22 protein-coding genes are annotated in these 19,955 nt (G+C 37.9%); 2 read left to right on the top strand and 20 right to left on the bottom strand.

Features of this window, described 5'->3' with window-relative positions:
- Positions 1 to 83: 83 nt before the first annotated feature.
- The 4 genes from IGL31_RS04360 to IGL31_RS04345 all read right to left on the bottom strand — a co-directional run bounded on the left by IGL31_RS04360 (position 84) and on the right by IGL31_RS04345 (position 7,086).
- Positions 84 to 1,256, bottom strand: coding sequence for a class C sortase (locus IGL31_RS04360; RefSeq protein WP_010727551.1), 1,173 nt, complete (start codon positions 1,254 to 1,256; stop codon positions 84 to 86).
- A 576-nt stretch (positions 1,257 to 1,832) separates the two neighbouring features.
- Positions 1,833 to 3,263 (bottom strand): SpaH/EbpB family LPXTG-anchored major pilin, encoded by a 1,431-nt coding sequence (locus IGL31_RS04355; protein ID WP_086299768.1) that lies wholly within the window; start codon positions 3,261 to 3,263, stop codon positions 1,833 to 1,835.
- Positions 3,260 to 4,762 (bottom strand): SpaH/EbpB family LPXTG-anchored major pilin, encoded by a 1,503-nt coding sequence (locus IGL31_RS04350; RefSeq protein ID WP_086299769.1) that lies wholly within the window; start codon positions 4,760 to 4,762, stop codon positions 3,260 to 3,262. The genes IGL31_RS04355 and IGL31_RS04350 overlap by 4 nt, the downstream gene beginning before the upstream one ends.
- Positions 4,759 to 7,086, bottom strand: a complete 2,328-nt coding sequence (locus IGL31_RS04345; RefSeq protein ID WP_086299770.1) for an MBG domain-containing protein — start codon at positions 7,084 to 7,086, stop codon at positions 4,759 to 4,761. The genes IGL31_RS04350 and IGL31_RS04345 overlap by 4 nt, the downstream gene beginning before the upstream one ends.
- Positions 7,087 to 7,659: 573 nt before the next feature.
- Between IGL31_RS04345 and IGL31_RS04340 the strand changes: the two genes are divergently transcribed.
- Positions 7,660 to 8,316 (top strand): CPBP family intramembrane glutamic endopeptidase, encoded by a 657-nt coding sequence (locus IGL31_RS04340; protein WP_002306282.1) that lies wholly within the window; start codon positions 7,660 to 7,662, stop codon positions 8,314 to 8,316.
- A gap of 87 nt (positions 8,317 to 8,403) precedes the next feature.
- On the opposite strand, the gene IGL31_RS04335 is transcribed toward IGL31_RS04340, so the two are convergent.
- The 11 genes from IGL31_RS04335 to IGL31_RS04285 form a co-directional block, all read right to left on the bottom strand.
- Positions 8,404 to 8,697: a DUF2087 domain-containing protein gene (locus IGL31_RS04335; protein ID WP_086299771.1), complete on the bottom strand. Its 294-nt coding sequence runs from the start codon at positions 8,695 to 8,697 to the stop codon at positions 8,404 to 8,406.
- A 258-nt stretch (positions 8,698 to 8,955) separates the two neighbouring features.
- A complete protein-coding gene (gene rplS, locus IGL31_RS04330) occupies positions 8,956 to 9,303 on the bottom strand; it encodes a 50S ribosomal protein L19 (protein ID WP_002286913.1) in 348 nt (115 codons plus the stop codon).
- A 135-nt stretch (positions 9,304 to 9,438) separates the two neighbouring features.
- Positions 9,439 to 10,200: a tRNA (guanosine(37)-N1)-methyltransferase TrmD gene (gene trmD / locus IGL31_RS04325; RefSeq protein WP_002293717.1), complete on the bottom strand. Its 762-nt coding sequence runs from the start codon at positions 10,198 to 10,200 to the stop codon at positions 9,439 to 9,441.
- Positions 10,190 to 10,711, bottom strand: a complete 522-nt coding sequence (rimM, locus tag IGL31_RS04320; protein WP_002306278.1) for a ribosome maturation factor RimM — start codon at positions 10,709 to 10,711, stop codon at positions 10,190 to 10,192. The genes trmD and rimM overlap by 11 nt, the downstream gene beginning before the upstream one ends.
- A 169-nt stretch (positions 10,712 to 10,880) precedes the next feature.
- Positions 10,881 to 11,672, bottom strand: coding sequence for a hypothetical protein (locus tag IGL31_RS04315; protein WP_086299772.1), 792 nt, complete (start codon positions 11,670 to 11,672; stop codon positions 10,881 to 10,883).
- A 124-nt stretch (positions 11,673 to 11,796) separates the two neighbouring features.
- Positions 11,797 to 12,048: a KH domain-containing protein gene (locus IGL31_RS04310; RefSeq protein ID WP_002290277.1), complete on the bottom strand. Its 252-nt coding sequence runs from the start codon at positions 12,046 to 12,048 to the stop codon at positions 11,797 to 11,799.
- Between the two features lie 11 nt (positions 12,049 to 12,059).
- Positions 12,060 to 12,335 (bottom strand): 30S ribosomal protein S16, encoded by a 276-nt coding sequence (gene rpsP, locus IGL31_RS04305; protein ID WP_002290274.1) that lies wholly within the window; start codon positions 12,333 to 12,335, stop codon positions 12,060 to 12,062.
- 122 nt (positions 12,336 to 12,457) lie between these two features.
- A complete protein-coding gene (locus IGL31_RS04300) occupies positions 12,458 to 13,228 on the bottom strand; it encodes an ABC transporter permease subunit (protein WP_010829601.1) in 771 nt (256 codons plus the stop codon).
- On the bottom strand, positions 13,225 to 14,127 hold the full coding sequence (locus IGL31_RS04295; RefSeq protein WP_086299773.1) for an ABC transporter ATP-binding protein: 903 nt from the start codon (positions 14,125 to 14,127) through the stop codon (positions 13,225 to 13,227). The genes IGL31_RS04300 and IGL31_RS04295 overlap by 4 nt, the downstream gene beginning before the upstream one ends.
- The gene (locus IGL31_RS04290) at positions 14,127 to 14,327 is read right to left on the bottom strand and encodes a PLDc N-terminal domain-containing protein (RefSeq protein ID WP_002306273.1); all 201 of its coding nucleotides are present in this window, start codon (positions 14,325 to 14,327) and stop codon (positions 14,127 to 14,129) included. The genes IGL31_RS04295 and IGL31_RS04290 overlap by 1 nt, the downstream gene beginning before the upstream one ends.
- Before the next feature lies 1 nt (position 14,328).
- Entirely contained in the window at positions 14,329 to 15,441 is a 1,113-nt protein-coding gene (locus IGL31_RS04285) for a helix-turn-helix domain-containing protein (RefSeq protein ID WP_086299774.1), read from the bottom strand.
- Positions 15,442 to 15,620: 179 nt separating this feature from the next.
- On the opposite strand from IGL31_RS04285, the gene IGL31_RS04280 reads away from it, so the two are divergent.
- The gene (locus IGL31_RS04280) at positions 15,621 to 16,175 is read left to right on the top strand and encodes an NADPH-dependent FMN reductase (RefSeq protein ID WP_002306271.1); all 555 of its coding nucleotides are present in this window, start codon (positions 15,621 to 15,623) and stop codon (positions 16,173 to 16,175) included.
- A gap of 210 nt (positions 16,176 to 16,385) precedes the next feature.
- Here IGL31_RS04280 and IGL31_RS04275 read toward each other — a convergent pair whose 3' ends face one another.
- The 5 genes from IGL31_RS04275 to IGL31_RS04255 form a co-directional block, all read right to left on the bottom strand.
- Complete coding sequence (locus IGL31_RS04275; protein WP_010727544.1) at positions 16,386 to 16,907, bottom strand: dihydrofolate reductase family protein; 522 nt, start codon at positions 16,905 to 16,907, stop codon at positions 16,386 to 16,388.
- 3 nt (positions 16,908 to 16,910) lie between these two features.
- Entirely contained in the window at positions 16,911 to 17,489 is a 579-nt protein-coding gene (locus IGL31_RS04270; RefSeq protein ID WP_002332521.1) for a DNA-3-methyladenine glycosylase I, read from the bottom strand.
- 112 nt (positions 17,490 to 17,601) lie between these two features.
- Positions 17,602 to 19,020, bottom strand: a complete 1,419-nt coding sequence (ffh, locus tag IGL31_RS04265) for a signal recognition particle protein (RefSeq protein ID WP_010727543.1) — start codon at positions 19,018 to 19,020, stop codon at positions 17,602 to 17,604.
- A 20-nt stretch (positions 19,021 to 19,040) separates the two neighbouring features.
- A complete protein-coding gene (locus IGL31_RS04260) occupies positions 19,041 to 19,379 on the bottom strand; it encodes a putative DNA-binding protein (RefSeq protein WP_002293708.1) in 339 nt (112 codons plus the stop codon).
- A complete protein-coding gene (locus IGL31_RS04255) occupies positions 19,339 to 19,842 on the bottom strand; it encodes a DUF523 domain-containing protein (protein ID WP_002306268.1) in 504 nt (167 codons plus the stop codon). The genes IGL31_RS04260 and IGL31_RS04255 overlap by 41 nt, the downstream gene beginning before the upstream one ends.
- Positions 19,843 to 19,955: the final 113 nt, after the last annotated feature.

Below are 19,955 nucleotides of genomic sequence, written 5' to 3'. Positions count from 1 at the left end.
AAAAATAGTAGTTTACACGTCCATTTCGTCAGCTTCTCTTTTTTTATTTAGTCGGTTTCCTCTGCTTTTTTGGACATCTTCATTCATTCTTTCTCAATCAAATAGTACGCCTCTTTTTCTTTTCGCAGTTTGTATCTTCCTTTTTTCAATTTCATTGAAAACTGTTTCGAATGTTTATGTTTTACATGGATTTTAAGTAGGATCTCCTCATGTTGCAAGCGATAGTTCCCGCCCTTCAAATCGGAAAACATGACTAATCCATATTCATCAGAAGCTTTCACGAATGGAACTTTTTCTCTAGTAATATAGTGTTTGCCGTTGAGTGTTTTTACAGAAAAGACCATTCCTTCGATTGGTCGTCCGTTTTTGTTCTTTACATAAAAAGATAAAGGATAGTTTCGCTTAGCAATGGCCAAAAAATCTAAATAAGCTATGATTAACCAAATTAAGCCGATCGATCCAAGTAGTATGCCGATAGTCAATGCAAAAAATTTCCATTTTTTCCATTGATCAATTCCTTGGATTGCTTTTTTTGCCTCTTTTGCATGATAAGGAATACGATGACCAGTCACAAGCAGTCGATGTGTATTGACCATGTAAGGAGTGCAGGTAAGCAAAGTCACGAGATCCCTACCTTTTTGGATACCCAAAGAATCTACTTCATCAGGTAAGACTACTTGGATTTTTTCTACTTGATATGCCAATGTCTTTCCATTGATCTGGATGAAAAATTGGTCTTCTTTCTTCAATTTAGGCAGATCTGTAAATAATTTTGCTTCTGGAAGACCACGATGTCCAGAAAGAACGGCATGGGTGCTTTTCCCGCCAGTCGGGTAAGAGCTTCCTTCCAATAATGACGTTCCTTTTTGCAAAAATATCTCCGTTGTCTGATCAAATATGGGTAAACTGACATTGATTTTTGGGATTTCGATGACTCCAAGCATGTGTGCCATAAAAAAGGCATTACTAGGTAAATCTTTTAATACTTTTGCATCAACTGTCTGGTTGAAACTGGCTATCCCTGGTGATACATTTTTTTCTGCCAGCTGCTGGTTTTTCTTTGTCATTTTTTCTTGCTGTTTTTTTATTTCTGCTGAATTCTTTTTCGATGCTTGCTTTTGATAATGGATGATCATCTGCTGGGCAAGAAAATCATTCAGTGAATCTTCTACAAAAGGATAGGAAAAGATCCCGATCCCAACGACTAAAATGATTGCCATGAAGATGTCCAGTATTCTTATTCTGTTTTTTTTCATCATGTCCACCTGTTTTTTAATATGTATATGAAGAGGTTGTGAAATCAGCGTCTTGACCTGAGTATTAGAGAAGCAAACGGAAAAATAGTTCCTCATATTTTACTGTTTGTTGAGCTAATACCGAGGGTCAGCTGATTGAACACCGTTTAAGAAAGAGGTCGTGAGCCTGCCGTTCAGCTCTGAGTCACAAGGAACAATTTCAAAAAACAGCTTCTCATGTTTGATGAATATTATGACTTGTGACCGAGGAGTTGGTAGGAGAACACCGTTTAAAGAAGAGGTTCTGAAATCAGCGCCTTGACCTGAGTATTAGAGAAGCAAACGGAAAAATAGTTCCTCATATTTTGCTATTTTTTAGAAGGAAAAGCTGTGACAAAAGTCTTATCACAGTCCCTTCTTCCGAATAGACGGTGTTCAAGAGACAGCCTATCGGCAATAAGGCACGATTTTGTAAAATATGAGGAGCTATTTTTCAAAATCGCTTCTTATCGGTCAAGGCTGAACATCTCTTTCACAACCTTTCTCCCCATCTGATTCACTGTCGTTTATTATCGTATGATTTTTGTTTCCAATAGTTTATGCTTCTATTTCTTGATGGCGTTTTTTGAAGTAGATCACTGCTCCTCCAACTAAAGCAATACCTACCAAGATGAATACGATGATCCCCATACCACCAGTTGAAGGCAAGATTCCTTTAGGTTGGTTATCGATCGTTGTTTCATCAGAAGTTGTTGGATCATCATCTACTGTAAATTCAGTGTACGCAGCTTCATTCTTAGGTAATGCGTAGCCTTCTGGTGCTTTTGTTTCTTGAAGGCAGTATGCCCCTTGTTTCAGGCCTTCGATTGAAAATTTCCCTTCTGAATCAGAAATCAATTTCACTTCTTCCCAGTCAGAACCTGTGACTTCATCTGACCAAGCATATAGGTATTCTCCTGAGACAAGGTTTGCTATTTTCTTCATCAATTTAACGGTTGGATCTTTTGCTCTTAGAATAGAAAATTCTGCCCCTCCTAATTTTTCTTGTGTGTTCACGTCTTGTTTGATGAAGTGGAAATCACCGTATTTTGGGACGTTTTCTACAGTAATCGTGTTATCTGTAGTTGTATTTTCCCGATTGACTACACCGGTTGGATTCCCAAGATTTGCTTCATCTGCCCCATGGATGATTCCGGTTGTTTGTTGCAATTTTCCGTTTTTTACTATAAAAGTAGTTTCTTTTTGTGGATCGGTTAATTGATAACCATCTGGTGCTTTTGTTTCAACTAAAGTATAATTGCCGTCTATTAATCCATTGACACTGATGGATCCTTCAGTATCAGTTGTGAATGTCAACGCTGACTCAGCAGGATCATAGAGAGCAACACCAGTGTTTTCATCAAAACCGGTCACGAATTGATTCTCTGAATTTTTGATCTGAAATTGCGCCCCTGCTAACTTATCTACCCCTGAAAAGTTCCCAGCTTTCTGGATTTTGATATTGCTTTCTTTGATGACATTTTTAGCATATAGGTGAATCGTGTCTAAAGGTTTGTCAGGGTCTGATGAATTCGGGTTATAAAAGGGTAAGCTTAACACGATATTTGGCGACGTTTCGACACCGGGCTTTGGTGTTTCTACAAAGACGTATACAGCATCTTTCCCATCAGATTTACCTGGAAGAGTCAGGTTAGCTAATCCTTCACCAGAAGTCGTTACACTTGCGAAGGGTGTAGCGTCTGCTGGAACTGCTGTGTCTTTACTTGGATAGTACGTAGCAGTGATGTCATATACGTTGAATTCAACGCCGTTCAACGGTTCGCTATTCGGAAATGTCAATTCCGTTCCGTTGTTTATTTGATTTTCTGGTGCTGAAGTGAATTTCAATTTATGCAAATTAACCGTAACATTTTCTGGTGTAGGTGATACGGCTGCAGAAACCTCTGCAGTTCCTAGGCCGAGAACGAAAGGAAGCAGCATGATAGCAGCTCCTAAAAACGTCCATATTTTTGTTTTGATGTTTTTCATTTTATTTCCCTCCTATTGTTTCCTTTTTGTTGTTTTTTATAAAACCAAGCTGTCCCTGTTGAAAGGACTAGCAACAACCCTAAAATTGAGAAACCTCCAAGCATCTCTTCGCTTGTTTTTGGAAAGCTTCCTCCATTTTTTTCATTTGATGGACCATTTGTCTGCATCTGAACTGGCGTTTTTCCATTATTCGTCGGATTTGCTTTTGGTTCGTTGATGATTTCCAATGGTATAGGATGAAGCGGATCATAACTGCCTTTTTCAACTTCAAAGGGAATGGTTGATTGACTCAATATATATCCTTTAGGCGGTTTAATCTCCACTAGTTCGTAACTTCCAAAAGACAATCCATGGACAGAAAATGTTCCATCTTTACTGGAAGTAAAAATCGTTGCTCTTGAATCATCTTTGGCTACCCAATGATTTATCCCGTTTTCTTGCGCTAAGTATTGGTCATTTTTTTTGACTAGAAATTGAGCATCTGCTAGTCTTTGTTTCGTTTGCCGATCCACTTTGACAAATTGTTTGCCTCCTGTTTGGATGGCAAGATGTGTTTCTACTGTTTGATTGTCAGTCGTCAAACGTACATCGTTATCAAATGTCGTTTTTTCACTGTTTTCTTTCAATGTCATTTGGTAACGGATCGTTAATTTTTTCCCAGCAAACGAACTGAGATCTTTTCCAGAATCTGATAAGACAAAACCATGTTTTGTTTTTTGTGTGTGAAATGTATGAATCTTGTCTCCACCAATCAAAAAATCGATCGTTTCTGGTTCTAGCCATAACTGAGGATCAGCTGTATCTTTGATCGTATAGGTTCCTATCTCGTTGATGTTCTCAGGAATTGTTACGGTGATGAGATAAGGGACTTTATCCCCATCTGCAAAATCTGTGTGCTTATTCTCTACTGTTTTTGTTAATGTGAGTGCAGCAGGTATTTTTTGTTCACTCTTTGGATACAAGTGGATGGTCGTCAATTTATGATTAGATGAATCTGTCACAGGAAGCACAACGACAAATGGTGCTGATTTTTCTTTTACTTGATCTGAAGTCTTTATTTCCGCAAATCGGTAAACAGCGTCACGACCTTGCTCATCTTTGTCCGATGCACTAAAAGAAGCAATGCCCTCTTCCCCGTCTACTGTTTTTGTCACATTTTCTGCCAGTATTTTTTCACTATCACTTTTTTGTGCTAGTTTTCTTTGTGCGTCTTCCACACTACTTCCTTCTGACCGCAGCTTGTAAAATTCATCCGAGACATCATATATAGCGAAAGTAACGCCGTTCAACCCTTTTACTCCTTGAAAGTTATCTGGGATATTTATTCCGTCGTTTTGACTGATACTTGGCATCTTATCGCTTTCAAACATTCGATTATGCAAAGTAAATGTAATAGGTAATTCTCTAGCTGACACAGTCGGAGAACCTATAAAAAAGACCAGTAGGATAAAAAAGAGAACAGCAAATATATCCACACGTACATTTTTTGTTTTTTTCATCGCTGTTCACCTGCTTTTTTCTTACGATGGATAAAATAAAAGAAGCCAGAAAAAATAAAGATCAGTCCTAAAAAGACAAAGGGCAGTAGACCTATCCCGCCTGTCGAAGGAAGCAAGAGAGTCGGATTGATCGTCAACTTAGCGGTATCTGTTGCGATAATCGTATAATTATTGTTTACAGTTCCTTCGCCTAAACTAATCGTTACTATTTGTGATCCAATATCTGTCCGGCTGTTAACTGTTAGGGTATAATCCAATGATTCGCCTAAGACAACACCGGTAACGTGGAGATTTCCAACCGGAATCGAGTGACTTTGGGCATCATAATTAAAGGCAGCGTCATCGACAGTAATCACTGCGTTAGCTTTATAGATGGTATAAGTTCCTGATGTGTTGGCTATATCAGTAAATGACAACTTGGGATTTGCTGTTTTGACTTTGTCTATTCCGCTATTCGTTAGTTTAATTGTATAGCTGCCAGCATTAACCATATTTTTTGCTGATTGTGCATCTACTGTGTAATCCATACTGCTAAGTGCCACTTGTACTGGAGTAAGCGAACTAGTGACACCCTCTGCTAGCTTGACATGGATTGACGGGACACCTGCTTTTCCATCATATGTCTTACTGCCACCGAGCTCTACCGCACCGCTGATTTGCTTAATCGTATAGACATCAGATGTCTGCACGATAGTAAATAAATAGTTTGTTCTGGCAGCTAGTTTAGCTAGTCCGCTTTTTGTCAATTGCCAAGACGTATAGGTTCCAATTTCAGTAGGCGCAGTTACTTCAACTCCCTTTTCATTCATCGCTTTGAAATCAGTTGGATTCCATGTGATTTGATCAATACTGAGATCATTGTTTAAAAGGGATGTTGATTCTGTTTTATCATTAAAGGCATATTTAACGATCGGTACAACAGAAAGACCATCATAGTACTTACTGCCATTTGCATTGATTGATACTGTTGCATTTGTCTTATAATATAGGATGACTTCAGAAATCTGTTTTCCATTTGCGTCCTTTACGATTACATTTCCATTTGTATCTAAACTAGCTAAAACACTCATTGCTGATTGGTTCTTTGTTTCTGTCGCTGAAACAGCTGTAAAGGTATATCCGCTGATAGTAGGCGTATTAGTCGTCAGGTCTTGTGCGGCACTTCCGTAAGTAATATTCATCATTTTAGGAGGAGCAATCGTCTGTCCAAAATAGTCTTGGTACTTAATAGTGATTGGTGCTTGTTTACCTGTATAGGTCACCGTATTGACGTTACTTGCTAGAGCTGTGAGAGAACCGTTTGTTTGTGTAAAAGAATAGCCCGTTACTGCTGTTGGAGTGATAACCACTTTGTCACCCACATGGATTCCAGATAATGTAGTCCCGTACGTTCCGATTTTTGCTGCTCCACCATTGACTGTATAAGAAAAAGTTCCTGTCCGATTCGCATTGACCTGAACCGTCGCTGCTTGATAGGTTGGGAAATTTGAAACATTTCCCTTACCATCAACGATCTGCCCATTTTTGATCGAGTACCCTGTGAATGGAATATCATTTGCTAACTGTATACCGATTGAAAAAGTACTCATACCTCCTCCGGCAGGAAGCCCTCCCCATGTTGAGGGTGTAAAAGAATAACTTTTATCCGCATTGGGAATAACTGAATCGATCGTATTTCCAGCGGTAGCCACCCCCATATAGATACTTTTTGGGAATGTGATAGTAGTACCATTTACTGTGGAGCCAATAAACAGATTATGGATATCTGGACGGTTATCAATAAAAGCGATTGCTTTGGTTACGCCTTGTAACGCAGTTTTATCCGCACTCATCGATCCGTTAACCGCAACAATGACCCCATCTTTGGCATATATCACTATATATCCATCTGGTATGGTATGTCCGTTGAAATTCGTCGTGGCCGCAACAGCGCTAAATGTCTGGCTTCTACCTGTTTCTGAATAAGCTTTCTCCCCTGCTGCTTTTGCTGCTGCAATTTCTTTTTCTGTCGGATCAATCAGTTGAGTCGAGGATGTGGTTGAGGTTGTCTCGTTGTTGCTAGACTGATTGGTGCTTTCTATGGACTGTATTTCAGAATAGGGTGGACTATTTGTCTCCTCTGTCGTTTGGTTAGCAAAATTTGACGTTTCTGTATAAACGTTTACATAAATACTTGATAAGCTCCCTAAGAAAGTAAAAATCAAGATGATCGAAATCATAATGGGATGTAAGTATTTTCTTTTAGATACAGCTTTGAGTCTAGAAACAAAATGTTTTTGACATATACGTTGGATTTTATTTTGAGTTTTCTTAATCATTTTCATCCCTCCTCTCAATAAAAAATCATCAAATAATCCTTTACACGTTATTCTAAATTTAATTTTTATTATTTTATTGATGTATAGAAAGTTTGGGGCTTTTTTTCTCTTTTTATTCTAAGGTTATTTTAGTCTTGTCCTTTAATACAAAGATTTTATTTTTAAATAAAAAATACTCTTTTTTTACGATTATTGAAAAAAAAAGATAAAACTTGATTAATTGAAGTATTGCTTAAATTTGGAAGCTAGGAGGGAAGAATAAAAGAGTTAGGACGGGATTATCTACTATTTTTCTTTGTTTTAAATATTTGTTATCTTTGAACATAAAAGAGAAATGTGTCGACTGCAGTGTTGTGTCCCTCATCACGAATAAACGGTGTTCAATTAGCTGATCTTGTATTCACTTAAAAAATGGTAAAGTACGAGTTGCTATTCCCCATTTTCAATTTTCTAACGCTCAGGACAAAATACTGTTTTCACAACCTCATTGGAATAAAAGCATATATATTGTTTCAAGAACGAAATCTTGTTATCTTTTTAAAGGGCATCTGTCCAAAATCTAATTTTAGGAGGTACGTTTTGGTATTTATTCGTACAAATAAAAGAGAATTATCTTTATTCATTCTTTATTTTCTATTCATAGGATTTCAATTAGGGATCCTTCCATTAGCCTTATTATCTATGGTAACGAACAGTGATTTAATACATTCAGAGTTTGTTGTGTTCGCGGTTAACTTATGTATTCCTTCTATTATTGGTATCATTTTGTTTCGTAAAGAGATCATAGAAAGTTTTTCTTATTTCAAAGAAAAAACTTGGCTGAGGATTGCTAGTATATTTTTTTGGGTAGGCTTGATCTTTTTAGTAGACGTCTTCATGCAATACATTTTAGGTCCTACTAACCAATCAGCCAATCAGGGATATTTATTGCAATTAGGAAAACAAACGCCGCTATTTTTGACTTTGATTGTTTTTGCTTTCTTTGGTCCGATTTTAGAAGAACTTATTTTTCGTCATCTTTTAATTAATTGGCTTTCTCAATCTATTGGTTTAATTTTGTCTTCTTTGATTTCTATTTTTCTATTTACATTTATTCATGTAACGCATCCAATTGATTTTTTCATGTACGCTCCTGGAACGATTTTACTGACGATTGCTTATTTAACTGCGAATCGCTCATTAGCTTTTATCATAGCTATCCATATTTTGAATAACGTTCTTGGCTTTGTATTATAGATACAGATGACAAAAAAAGTTCAAGTATGCGGTGTAGAACCAATATCGCATACTTGAACTTTTTTCAATGAGTATAAATTAAAACTTCTAATTTTCAATTTCCATCATCTGATATGCCCGACCGTCTGAACTTCTTTTGAAAAAGCCGAATGTGATTAGATAACGTCTTTGTTCGACGTAATCGCCACTAGAAAATACGTTCAGCAGTATCGAATTAACCTCTGTTTCTGTATAAGTCACTCCATGGTTAAAGCGTTTCAAGACTTCTTTCAATAGGATGTATTTCTTTTTTGTTGAACTTGGTACTTGTTTTACTTTTCCATCATTCATGAATGTCTCCAAAACTTTCATCTTCTCTTTCTCCGTATAAGTATAAATCATCTTCTTTCTCCTTTTGATTCTAAGAATACTCCATTTATGTTAGAATATTCTGGATTTTTTATTAAAGCGGTTACTCTTAAGAAAGATATTATCATAGTGCTCTTTTTTTTACTACTACTTATAGGTAGATTTATTCTAATCCATTATTCTCCCCTACCAATAATTAAAGAAAAAAACTGGATCAGGGTGTTCAAATTACATGCTAAGAAAAAAGAACCCTTGAATACCAAGGGTTCTTTCTCAGTCTGATAACAATGATTAACGACGGATTTCTTTGATACGAGCAGCTTTTCCGTGTAATGCACGTAGGTAGTACAATTTTGCACGACGTACTTTACCGTAGCGAACTACTTCGATTTTTGCAACACGTGGTGTGTGCAATGGGAATGTACGCTCAACGCCCACTCCGTTAGAAACTTTACGTACTGTATAAGTTTCGCTGATTCCAGCACCGCGGCGTTTGATAACAACACCTTCAAATAACTGGATACGTTCACGAGTACCTTCAACAACTTTTGCGTGAACACGCACAGTGTCACCAGGGCGGAACGCTGGGATGTCAGAACGTAATTGTTCTTTTGTTAATTCTTCGATTAATGGATTCATGGTTTTCTTCTCCTTATTCCAAATATTCTTATGAGCTTTTCTCACAGCGGAATATCGTAATAGTTAAGTGCTTTTGCACTCACCATAAAATACTAACATATTATCAACCTACTGTAAAGAAGATTTTAGAAAAAGTCACTTGGCTTCATCTGCTGTTTTTTCTTGTTCTTCTTTCTTGATTTCTTCTAAAAATTTCGTCATTTGGGGTGTCCATTCAAGTGTTTCCAAAAGATCAGGCCGACGTTGATAGGTCCTTCTTAGTGATTCTTTTAATTGCCATTCTTCAATCAATTTATGATTTCCATTTGTCAATACTTCTGGTACTTTCATCCCTTTATATTCTGCCGGGCGAGTATATTGGGGATGTTCCAATAAACCGGTTGAATAAGAATCCGTTTGAGCTGAAGTCTGATTCCCTAACACATCTGGCAAAAGCCGAACTGTTGCATCGATCATGACCATTGCACCTAATTCTCCCCCAGTAAGGACATAATCTCCTAAGGAAACTTCATCTGTCACTAATGTGCGGATACGTTCATCATATCCCTCATAATGACCACAAATGAATACTAAGTGTTCTTCTTGTGAAAATTCTTCTGCCATTTTCTGATCGAATCGTTTACCAGCTGGGTCAAGAAGAATTACTCTTTTTTTGACATCCGGTGCAGCTTTTTCAATGGCTTGGATGTTATCATAGATGGGCTGGACTTTGAGCAGCATGCCTGCTCCACCGCCGTATGGATAATCATCTACTGTCTGATGTTTGTTATCTGAATAATCGCGGAAGTTAGAGATATTGATATCTAATAATCCTTTATCTACAGCCTTACCGATGATGGATTCCCCCATAGGACCTTCAAACATTCTTGGAAATAAAGTCAATACATCAATCTTCATCGTCAATCAGTCCTTCTGGGATTTCTACACGGACCACTCCAGCTTCTAAATCGACTTCTTTGACGACAGAAGCGATATATGGAAGCAATATATCAGCTTTTTTCGGACGTTGAACGACCCAAACATCATTGGCACCTGGTGACAAGATTTCTTTTACTTTACCTAACTCAGTTCCATCTTCTAATACACGCAGACCGATGATCTCATGGTAATAGAATTCATTTTCAGCTAAATCTACAGAGTTGTCTTTCGACACTTTTAATATGCCATCCCGATATTTTTCCACATCATTGATAGAAGGATGTCCTTCAAAACTCAATAAGTCAAAATTTTTATGTTTGCGATGACTTTTGACTGTTAATTCCACAGGTGCTTTTCCGTCTTGGAATAGTGTTAGCACCGTTCCTTTTTTGTAACGTTCTTCTGGGAAATCCGTTGTTGAGATCACACGGACTTCGCCTTTGATACCTTGTGTGTTTACGATTTTTCCTACATTCAAGTATTCAGTCAACTTATATCCCCATTTCTTTTTTGTCTGTTTTATTTTAGCATGTGTGAAGAGGCAATTCTAGTTTTCTTTTAAGGTATTAAGCCAAAATTATGCAAAAATGCGGCGTGCTATTTTTGATTACTTCCTGTGACTTGGAGTTAAATGATGGGCTCAGATCAGCGCGCTGATTTCACGACCTCTTCATAGAAACTGCCATCTTCAACGCAGACATAGGATCTTGATGAGTGATCGTATAGGCATTTTTCGGTTCTTGCCAGCTTACTTCTACGGCTCGATTCGTCGTATCACCCATATCAACAGTAATTTTACCAAATTGTTCAGGTGCTGGTAGACTGTTTTCTTCCAAATAAGCTACGATTTCTTTAGCTAATAGTAAGGGATCTTGGCCTTCTATATTATTCCCACGGATTCGAATACGCCAATTTCCTTCTTGCCATTCAAGGTAGCTTGAACCTGCTGCACCTTGCTGATACCCTGTGATTCGAGAACCTAAGTCCACTTGCTGACCATTTGTGTTGATCTCAAAGGGCTGCAAAACTTGGATTGTTTCTTGACTAGAAGCAAACCCATATTGATATAGATAGGTTGCAATAGGCGTTTCTTGATTCAATTCGTCAGCATTCAACCCGAGGGGACGATCTGTTCTGTAATATAAAATAGAATAACCTTGCTTTGTATGTGTCGCTGCGATATTGAGATAGCCTGAAGAGACTGGTACATCTAGAGGCATGGGAACATTTGGCTGTTGTTCTTTCAACTGGTCTAAAGCAGTCTTTTTCTCATTATTTGAGGTAGCCATTGTTTGTTCAGTGGTGGAAGCCGTTTTGGTACTACTTTTTTCTGGACTGGTAACAGTTTCAGATATACTGCTTGATAGATGTGTATTGTCTGATTCTTGAGTAACCGAACTACAAGCGCTTAACAATAGAGCAAATGGAATAAATAACATTTTCTTTCTCATTGGCTGTTCACTCCCTCCTCCTATAAGGATACGCTTTCTTGCTTGTTTTGCCAAATAATCATTTCTTCAATTAATAAAAAAAACAAAAAAGCTGCACTCGAAAATTCGAGTACAGCACGTTTATTTACTTTTCCTTATCATCGATGATATTCAAACGCACTTTTTTCGGTGCATTGATCCGAACACCGTAAACGATTGTGCGGATTGCTTTAGCAACACGCCCTTGTTTTCCAATGATACGGCCAATATCTTCAGGAGCCACTGTTAGATTGTACTCGTAAAAGTCTTTCGACTCTACGACATCTAACTTGACTTGATCAGGATAAGTGACTAGCGGACGAACGATTGTTAAGACTAAGTCGCTTAAATCTTTCATATCCGGTCACCTTATTTCTTTGAGAATTTAGCTTCGTGGTGTTTTTGCATAACGCCTTCTTTTGAAAGGATGTTACGTACAGTGTCAGAAGGTTGTGCACCTTTTGATAACCAGTCAAGAACTAAGTCTTCTTTTAAAACTACTTCTGCAGGGTCTTTCAAAGGATTGTAAGTACCTACAGTTTCGATGAAACGTCCATCACGAGGAGAACGTGAATCAGCTACGACGATACGGTAAAACGGACTCTTTTTAGAACCCATACGTTTTAAACGGATTTTAACTGCCATTATTTATTTCCACCTCCATTGTTTTATTCACAAGATGTAGTGTAACAGTTTTTTTTTACCCTGTAAAGCTTTTTTTCTTTACAGCTTGATTAAATTCGATTTTTTTTAGGAAATAGAAGATTTTAGACTTCTTTTTTGTTAAAAATAAGCCACCCAGCTACGATGGATATGACGATAGAACAACACGTCACTGCTAATGACTGAGTATAATCTGTAAGGTGGATTTCTTTCGCAAGAAAATTTGAGGAAGAAATCAAATAAGTCGGTACATATTCTGCTACTTTAGAGAACAACCCAGCACCATAACTCAGAATGACCGTTCCCCCACTAGCCAACAGAACCGCATAATTGGAAGAAAGAAAAGCTGAATAAAATAAAATCAATGAATAAAGCCAACAGCCAAAAAAATAATAAGTAAAACTGATAAATAAAGGATGAGAGATAATCGACTGGTCCCAATAATAAATCGTGTATGCTAGCGTAATACTATAACAGCACCAATAGCTGACACTCCAAAACAGTATACCCATGATCCATTTCGACAGAAATATCTTCCAGCGCTTCATTCCTTTTGTCAGCAAGTTGATGATTGTTCCGTTTTGGTATTCGCTTGTCAATATCCCGCTGAATAAAAGAAGGAAGAAAATCAACAGCATCGGAATATTTTTATAAAATTGTGTCCATGAAGTCGTGGCATCAACTGTGATTTCCTGAACAGATATCCCTGACTCTGCCAGAGTTGTTGACATAGCTTGCACTAAATAAGGAGTCAATTTAGCTAGCAATGGATTCATTATACCGAAAATCACTGTGAGCGCACTTAATGTGATGATTTTTCCAGTACGCCAGTTTTCTTTTAGCTCCTTTTTAGCGAAGGCAATGAGTTGTCTCATGATTGAACGACCTCCAAAAAGAGTTTTTCTAGCGTAGGTTCTTCCATCTGGACCGATTGGACTGGCAATTGATATTTGGCTAGCAAATCCATAGCAAAAAGCATTTCTTCTTTACTTTTTTGTGGATAAGCTATACGCAGTTCACTTCGGATCATCCCTCCAGGTAAAAGCTCTTCAAATTGTTCGCGCTCTTTTTTGGAAAAAAATACGATCTCAAACCCACTAGCATTTGTTTGCTTTTTCAATTCGTCTACTGATCCAGACAACACGATTTTTCCATTATCCAAAAAAACAACTTTATCACAGATACGCACCACGTCAGATAAAATATGAGTAGAAAATAAAATCGTCGTTTGCTCTTTCACAGAGGATAAGATATCTAAGATTTCTTTTCGACCAACAGGATCAAGAGCAGAAGTTGGTTCATCGCAAATGAGTAATTTGGGCTCGTTCAACAAGGCTTGAGCAATTCCTAAACGTTGTCGCATCCCTCTGGAAAATTTTTTGATCCGATTCTTTTCATTTGACAGACCAACAAGTGACAACAGTTCATTGTTTTTTTCCTTTATCCGCTGTTTAGGCATTCCTGTGAGTTCGCCACAAAAGGTCAAATACTCAGAAGCGGTCATATAATCATAAAAAACCGGTACATCAGCTAGATAGCCGATTTCTTGATTGGTCGTTGTTTGTCCGTACTCTACTTCTTTTCCGTTCACTCGGATTGTTCCGCTGTCTTTTTTGATAAGACCTAAGATCAGTTTCATAGTTGTCGTTTTTCCAGAACCGTTTTTACCGATGAAACCAAAAATCGTCTGTTCTTCTACAGAAAAAGATAAATCATCCAGCAATTTGTTTGTACCAAAGGACTTTGAGACTTTTTCAAGTGTCAAGATAGCCACTACGCATCCTCCTTGCCAAAAATCAAATAAAGGACAGGACCGATAAACTGCATACCAACAATAACAATAATCACCCATATCATTCGATTTCCATGTTTATATGCAGAATGTGTAAAGATATGATGAAGTACATAAATAAGTAATCCAAACTGTACAATGATTAAAGGAATTAAAAACGGAAGAAATTCTTTGATGCCCATATTACTCGCCTGCCAATCGTTTTTTTAGTTTTTCAATTTTTGATCTTTCAATTTGTTGAAAAATCGGATTTTCTAATGCACTCAATGCCCCTTCCCTGATGATTTTCGTGTCTCTTATTTGCTGTACCCCAAGATCTGCTCCTTCAAATATCTCAGTTATCTCATCAAAATACCTATCACCATGAAGGATCCTGCCTTCCTCGCTTAAAAGTATAAGTGTCAAATCCACAAACTGTTTTAAGCACTTTATTACTTGTTCTTCTTTTTCATGTTTCGCATAAGCACAGGCTGCAGCATAAGAAAATTGAGCACAGCTGTTGGGATGGACCGCAGTCAGGTTGAATGCTTGGATCACAGCATCCATTCTATTGACAGTTTCTTCTATAACCGGTAATTGAATGATTTGGATCAATAGATAATGAGTGGCTGAAGATACGATATTGATTAAATGAGAAAACATGCTGTATTGAGTGTAGCTTACCGCTTTTTTTGTTTGACCAGCGGCTCGGTATGCTTGGATAAGTAATGTGTCGCTTTGCTGGGTAAAACGATAAGGATCCGCTTTTTCTTCGATCTCAGATAAAGCTTCTTCTGGTTTGCCTAACTGGAGCATGACCGCTACTTTTAACAAAGAAGCATTATTGCATAGAGATAATTCTGCTGATTCTTCTACGATTTTCGTACATAATGCTTCTGCTTCAGACAGAATTGCTTGTTGTTCCTCCAGATCCTTTGTTAGCATAAAATGATTCAACCACAAAACGACTACTTGTAAAAGAAAAGGATAACATGAGTAATATTGTTTGACCGCTTTTCTACAGTCCTCCATCACATATTCAAAGGGCTCTTCAGAAAAAGCGGTGGTCCACTGCTGATAAAAGTGTCTGATTTGCTCTTTCGTCAATTGAGGATGATAGCCAAGCAGTTCATCAACAGACACATCAAAAAAACTGGCTAATTTAGGCAATATGAGTACATCAGGCATACTTTGGCCTGTCTCCCATTTGGAAACAGAAGCTTTTGTCACACCTATGAATTCAGCTAGAGTTTCTTGAGTCACGCCTTTTTCCTTTCGTAAATTTGCTACATTTTTGGATAATGATAATTCTTCCATCTTATCCCTCCTTTTTCTTCATTATATAGACTTTCTAAGAGGGTTGGCAATGGAGACTAACGATACTTCGCGATCATTTGTCAACTAAAACGAAACTTTTATCAATAAGTGTTTTTATTTGCTCCAGTTACTTATTTTTTGTAAGATTATTATAGATAGTTTGAAGGAGGAAAAATCGTATGACAAAAAAAATTGGATTTTTTATTGGTAGTTTAAGAAAAGATTCTTACAACAAAAAAGTAGCAGAAGCTTTTGCGAAATTGCTTCCTGAAGGGTACGAAAGTGTATTTGTAAAAATCGATGATCTGCCATTTTACAATGAGGATCTCGAAACTCCAGAACAGGCTCCTGCTGAATGGACTCGTTTTCGTGAGGAAGTGAGGGGATTAGACGGTGTCGTTTTCGTTACTCCTGAATACAACCGCTCTGTGCCAGCAGTATTGAAAAATGCTTTAGATGTAGGCTCAAGACCTTATGGACACAGTGTTTGGGATCATAAACCAGGTTTAGTCGTTACTGCATCACCAGGTGGGATCGGCGGCTTTGGCGCAAACCACCATCTACGCCAATCACTTGTCTTTTTGAATGTGCCAACCTTGCAGCAACCGGAAGCATATATCGGAAACGTTGCGAATCTAATTGATGAAAACGGTAATATCGTTGAAGGAACATTAAGTTTCTTCCAAACGATTTTAGATGCGTATCTAGATTTTTCTAACAAATTAGCAGAATAAAATCAGAACAATAATAAAAAAAGAGGCTGGGACAGAAGCGTTTAACTCCAAGAAATAAGAAGGAATTCACGAAAATTGCTTTTCAAATTTTTGTGAATTTCAGCTTATTTCCGAAGGAGTTGCTTCTGCTTCCGCCGTTTATATGTGTTTAGAGCGTGAGACAAAAGTAAAGAACACTTTTGTCTCACGCTCCTTTTGTTTTATTTACTTCTACTTTCGTACGTAATGCAATTCGATAAATTCACCGAATCGTGTCGTATCTAGCAGTTCGAAACGTGCTTCATAGGTTCCTTTTTGGAATAAAGGGATCCCGTCCCCTAATAATACAGGGGCAATCTGGATATACCATTCATCAATCATTTGATGTTCCAATAACGGTTTGATCAATCGACCGCCACCCACAACCCAGATATCTTTTCCTTCTGTCATTTGTAGATTTTTTAGAAAAGCAACAGGATCTTCGTTTACGACCTCAGCATCTGGCAATTGTAATTGTGCGTGGGTGGAAAAAACGAAATTCTTTTTCTCTGGATAAATTGCTTCGGTCTCCAAATATTTTTTTGCTTCCTGATAAGTTTTTCTGCCCATGATGGTCGTATCGATTGTTTCATAAAAAGCTTCATAAGTGGTTTGCTTACCTGTTGGAGTGTCAAAAAGCCATTGAAGATCATCCGTTTTCGTTGCCAAATAGCCATCTAAACTTATAGCACCATAAAATATGATTTTTCGCATGCTTTATTCGCCCTTTCTGCCGATACGTACGACCTCTTCTTTGCGGAAACAACTGTCAAGGTGATCATTGATGATCCCGACAGCTTCTAAAAAAGCATAGATTGTTGTGCTTCCGATAAATTTAAATCCTCTTTTCTTTAGATCTTTTGCTAATTCATCTGAAAGAGGACTTGTTGTTGGGACTTCTTCTTGTGAATGATAAGAAGAATCAACGATTTTTCCATTAGAAAACGACCAAAGATACTCTGAAAAACTGCCGATTTCTTCTTGAATTTTCAAGACTGCTTTGGCGTTTTGGACGGCTGCTTCGATTTTTCTTCGGTTACGAATAATTCCTTTGTTTTCCATTAGTTCACTGATTTTTGTTTCTCCATAATTTGCGACTTTTTTGATATCGAATCGATCATATGCTTCATCGAATGCTTCACTTTTATTTAAAATCGTCTGCCAGCTCAATCCGGCTTGATTAATATCAAGCATCAATTTTCGGAACAGCTTTTGGTCATCATATTCAGGAACACCCCAGACAGTATCATGATATTCCCGCATATTTTCTGTTTGTTCACTCCACGGACATCTCATCTGTGCCACCTCTTTATTTAGAGTAATTGTACCAATAAGTAATAAAAATTGCTGATAGAAAAGCTTCGGCAGTAGACATTCTTCTGTCTATACCGAAGCTGTTTTTCATATTTTATTTCCGTTTTTTCTTTTTCTTCTTGTTTTTCTTGATCATTCGATTCATCGCCATTTTGCCCAGTTTTCCTTTGACACCTGTGCCAAACATTTGGTCCATCCCTGGGATGTTCATATCACCTTTGGACATTTGCTGCATCATTTTTCTTGATTCCTTGAATTGTTTGATCATTCGATTCACTTCAACAACACTGTTTCCAGAACCGGCAGCAATTCGGCGACGACGGCTTGGGTTCAACAGATCAGGATTTGCTCTTTCTGCTGGTGTCATAGAATAAACCATCGCTTTTTTACGTTCTACGTCTTTTGGATCTACCTTGACGTTTTCGATTCCGGGTACTTGATTCATTCCTGGAATCATCTTGATTAGATCTTCCAATGGTCCCATACCCATCACTTGATCAAGCTGTTCAATAAAGTCATTGAAATCAAATGAATTTTCCCGCATTTTCTGTGCAAGTTCTTCCGCTTTTTTCTCGTCATAGTCTTGCTGCGCTTTTTCAATCAATGTCAGCATATCCCCCATACCAAGGATACGGCTAGCCATACGATCTGGGTGGAATACTTCTAAGTCAGTCAATTTTTCACCAGAACCGATGAATTTGATTGGTGCGCCTGTCACTGAGCGGATCGATAGTGCTGCCCCGCCTCGAGTATCCCCATCAAGTTTAGTGATGACGACCCCTGTAATACCTAATTGCTGGTTGAAGCTATCAGCTACGTTGACGGCATCTTGACCAGTCATGGCGTCGACAACAAGCAAAATCTCATTTGGTTGCGTCAATTCTTTGATTTGTTTCAACTCATCCATCAATGTTTCATCGATATGCAGACGTCCTGCCGTATCGATCAATACATAGTCGTTTTTCTTTTCTCTTGCTAACTCCATCCCTTGACGGACGATCTCTACCGGGCTGACTTCAGTTCCCATATCAAATACAGGAACGTCTAGCTGTTGACCTAATACTTTCAATTGGTCGATCGCAGCTGGTCGATATACGTCCCCTGCGATTAGGAGCGGACGAGCATTTTCATTTTTCTTTAAATAATTGGCTAATTTACCAGTAAAGGTCGTTTTACCTGCCCCTTGAAGACCAGCCATCATGATAACAGTTGGTATTTTTGGTGATTTATTTAACTCTGCTGTTTCAGAACCAAGTGTGATCGTCAATTCTTCATCAACGATTTTTACGATTTGTTGTGCAGGTGATAAACTTTCCAGCACTTCTGCCCCTACCGCACGTTCGCGTACGCGCTTAGTAAAATCTTTGACTACTTGCAAGTTAACATCGGCTTCTAGTAAGGCAAGGCGGATTTCCCGCATCATTTCTTTTACGTCAGCTTCTGATACTTTTCCTTTTTTTCTTAGTTTTCCCATCGCCTGCTGGAGACGTTCAGTTAAGCTTTCAAATGCCATATTTTCTTCATTCCTTTTATTTATTCTTCGATTGCTTGAATTTGCTGTACATATTCAAGTAGTTTTTTATCTTCCGGGTACTTATCTGTAATATATGCAGTCATATTTTCCAATACCTGTTCTCGAACAATATAATTAGAGAAAAGATGGAGTTTTTTTTCATAATCCTCCAAGATCTTGCTTGTCCGCTTGATATTGTCATATACTGCTTGTCGGCTTACTTCGTATTCTTCCGCGATCTCACCTAATGAAAAATCATCTGCATAATATAATTCCATGTAGTTCATTTGTTTTTCTGTCAATAAGGTCGAATAAAATTCAAAGAGCGCGTTCATTCGATTGGTCTTTTCGATTTCCATTCTGCTCACCTCTAGTTTTCAGCCATTCTTCATCAGAGAGCACAGTCATTTTTTGCTGAATAAAATAAGCAGTAGCCACTCCGGCACCATTTTTTGTTATTCCGGAAAAACTCCCGTCATAAATCGAACGGGTTCCGCATGAAGGGCTTTTTTCCTTCATGATGACTAGATCAATGTGTTTTTCCTGCAATTTTTGATAGGCTTTGATCGCGCCATTTTTGTACGCTTCCGTTACATCTTCGCCGCTTGTCGTCCATACTTTTGCTTGATCTTTCCACACATCGAATCCATTTCCACCAATGATTTCAGCGGGATCTCTAGGAATTGGTAATCCGCCGATCACTTCTGGACAGACCATGACAGCTTCTCCAGTTTCAACTAGTTCCATCAATTCTGGTACTTCTTTTTTCTGTCCATCATAGCGACATGCCAGACCGCCTAAACATGCACTGATTCCAATCATTGACTGCTCTTCCTTTCTATTCAGCAAAGTGCCTTCCTATTATACCATTTATTTCTTTTGTAAAATAGCCCTTTGTACTGATTCTATGCTAAAATATAAACAGAATGAAACCT

The sequence above is a fragment of the Enterococcus sp. MSG3290 genome (genome assembly GCF_050555565.1).
GTDB classification, from domain to species: Bacteria; Bacillota; Bacilli; order Lactobacillales; family Enterococcaceae; genus Enterococcus_B; species Enterococcus_B faecium.
Note: the sequence above shows the minus strand (reverse complement) of the source record. Positions and strands in the feature narration are given on the sequence as shown.

Coding starts and splice junctions, on each gene's coding strand:
- IGL31_RS04255 (WP_002306268.1), bottom strand. CDS start 19,842: ATGATTGGAATCAGTGCATGTTTAGGCGGTCTGGCATGTCGCTATGAT.
- IGL31_RS04360 (WP_010727551.1), bottom strand. CDS start 1,256: ATGAAAAAAAACAGAATAAGAATACTGGACATCTTCATGGCAATCATT.
- IGL31_RS04290 (WP_002306273.1), bottom strand. CDS start 14,327: ATGGGCATCAAAGAATTTCTTCCGTTTTTAATTCCTTTAATCATTGTA.
- IGL31_RS04345 (WP_086299770.1), bottom strand. CDS start 7,086: ATGAAAATGATTAAGAAAACTCAAAATAAAATCCAACGTATATGTCAA.
- IGL31_RS04300 (WP_010829601.1), bottom strand. CDS start 13,228: ATGAGACAACTCATTGCCTTCGCTAAAAAGGAGCTAAAAGAAAACTGG.
- rpsP (WP_002290274.1), bottom strand. CDS start 12,335: ATGGCAGTTAAAATCCGTTTAAAACGTATGGGTTCTAAAAAGAGTCCG.
- IGL31_RS04275 (WP_010727544.1), bottom strand. CDS start 16,907: ATGCGAAAAATCATATTTTATGGTGCTATAAGTTTAGATGGCTATTTG.
- IGL31_RS04280 (WP_002306271.1), top strand. CDS start 15,621: ATGACAAAAAAAATTGGATTTTTTATTGGTAGTTTAAGAAAAGATTCT.
- ffh (WP_010727543.1), bottom strand. CDS start 19,020: ATGGCATTTGAAAGCTTAACTGAACGTCTCCAGCAGGCGATGGGAAAA.
- IGL31_RS04355 (WP_086299768.1), bottom strand. CDS start 3,263: ATGAAAAACATCAAAACAAAAATATGGACGTTTTTAGGAGCTGCTATC.
- IGL31_RS04285 (WP_086299774.1), bottom strand. CDS start 15,441: ATGGAAGAATTATCATTATCCAAAAATGTAGCAAATTTACGAAAGGAA.
- IGL31_RS04335 (WP_086299771.1), bottom strand. CDS start 8,697: ATGATTTATACTTATACGGAGAAAGAGAAGATGAAAGTTTTGGAGACA.
- trmD (WP_002293717.1), bottom strand. CDS start 10,200: ATGAAGATTGATGTATTGACTTTATTTCCAAGAATGTTTGAAGGTCCT.
- IGL31_RS04310 (WP_002290277.1), bottom strand. CDS start 12,048: ATGAAAGATTTAAGCGACTTAGTCTTAACAATCGTTCGTCCGCTAGTC.
- IGL31_RS04260 (WP_002293708.1), bottom strand. CDS start 19,379: ATGGAAATCGAAAAGACCAATCGAATGAACGCGCTCTTTGAATTTTAT.
- IGL31_RS04350 (WP_086299769.1), bottom strand. CDS start 4,762: ATGAAAAAAACAAAAAATGTACGTGTGGATATATTTGCTGTTCTCTTT.
- IGL31_RS04315 (WP_086299772.1), bottom strand. CDS start 11,672: ATGAGAAAGAAAATGTTATTTATTCCATTTGCTCTATTGTTAAGCGCT.
- IGL31_RS04270 (WP_002332521.1), bottom strand. CDS start 17,489: ATGAGATGTCCGTGGAGTGAACAAACAGAAAATATGCGGGAATATCAT.
- rplS (WP_002286913.1), bottom strand. CDS start 9,303: ATGAATCCATTAATCGAAGAATTAACAAAAGAACAATTACGTTCTGAC.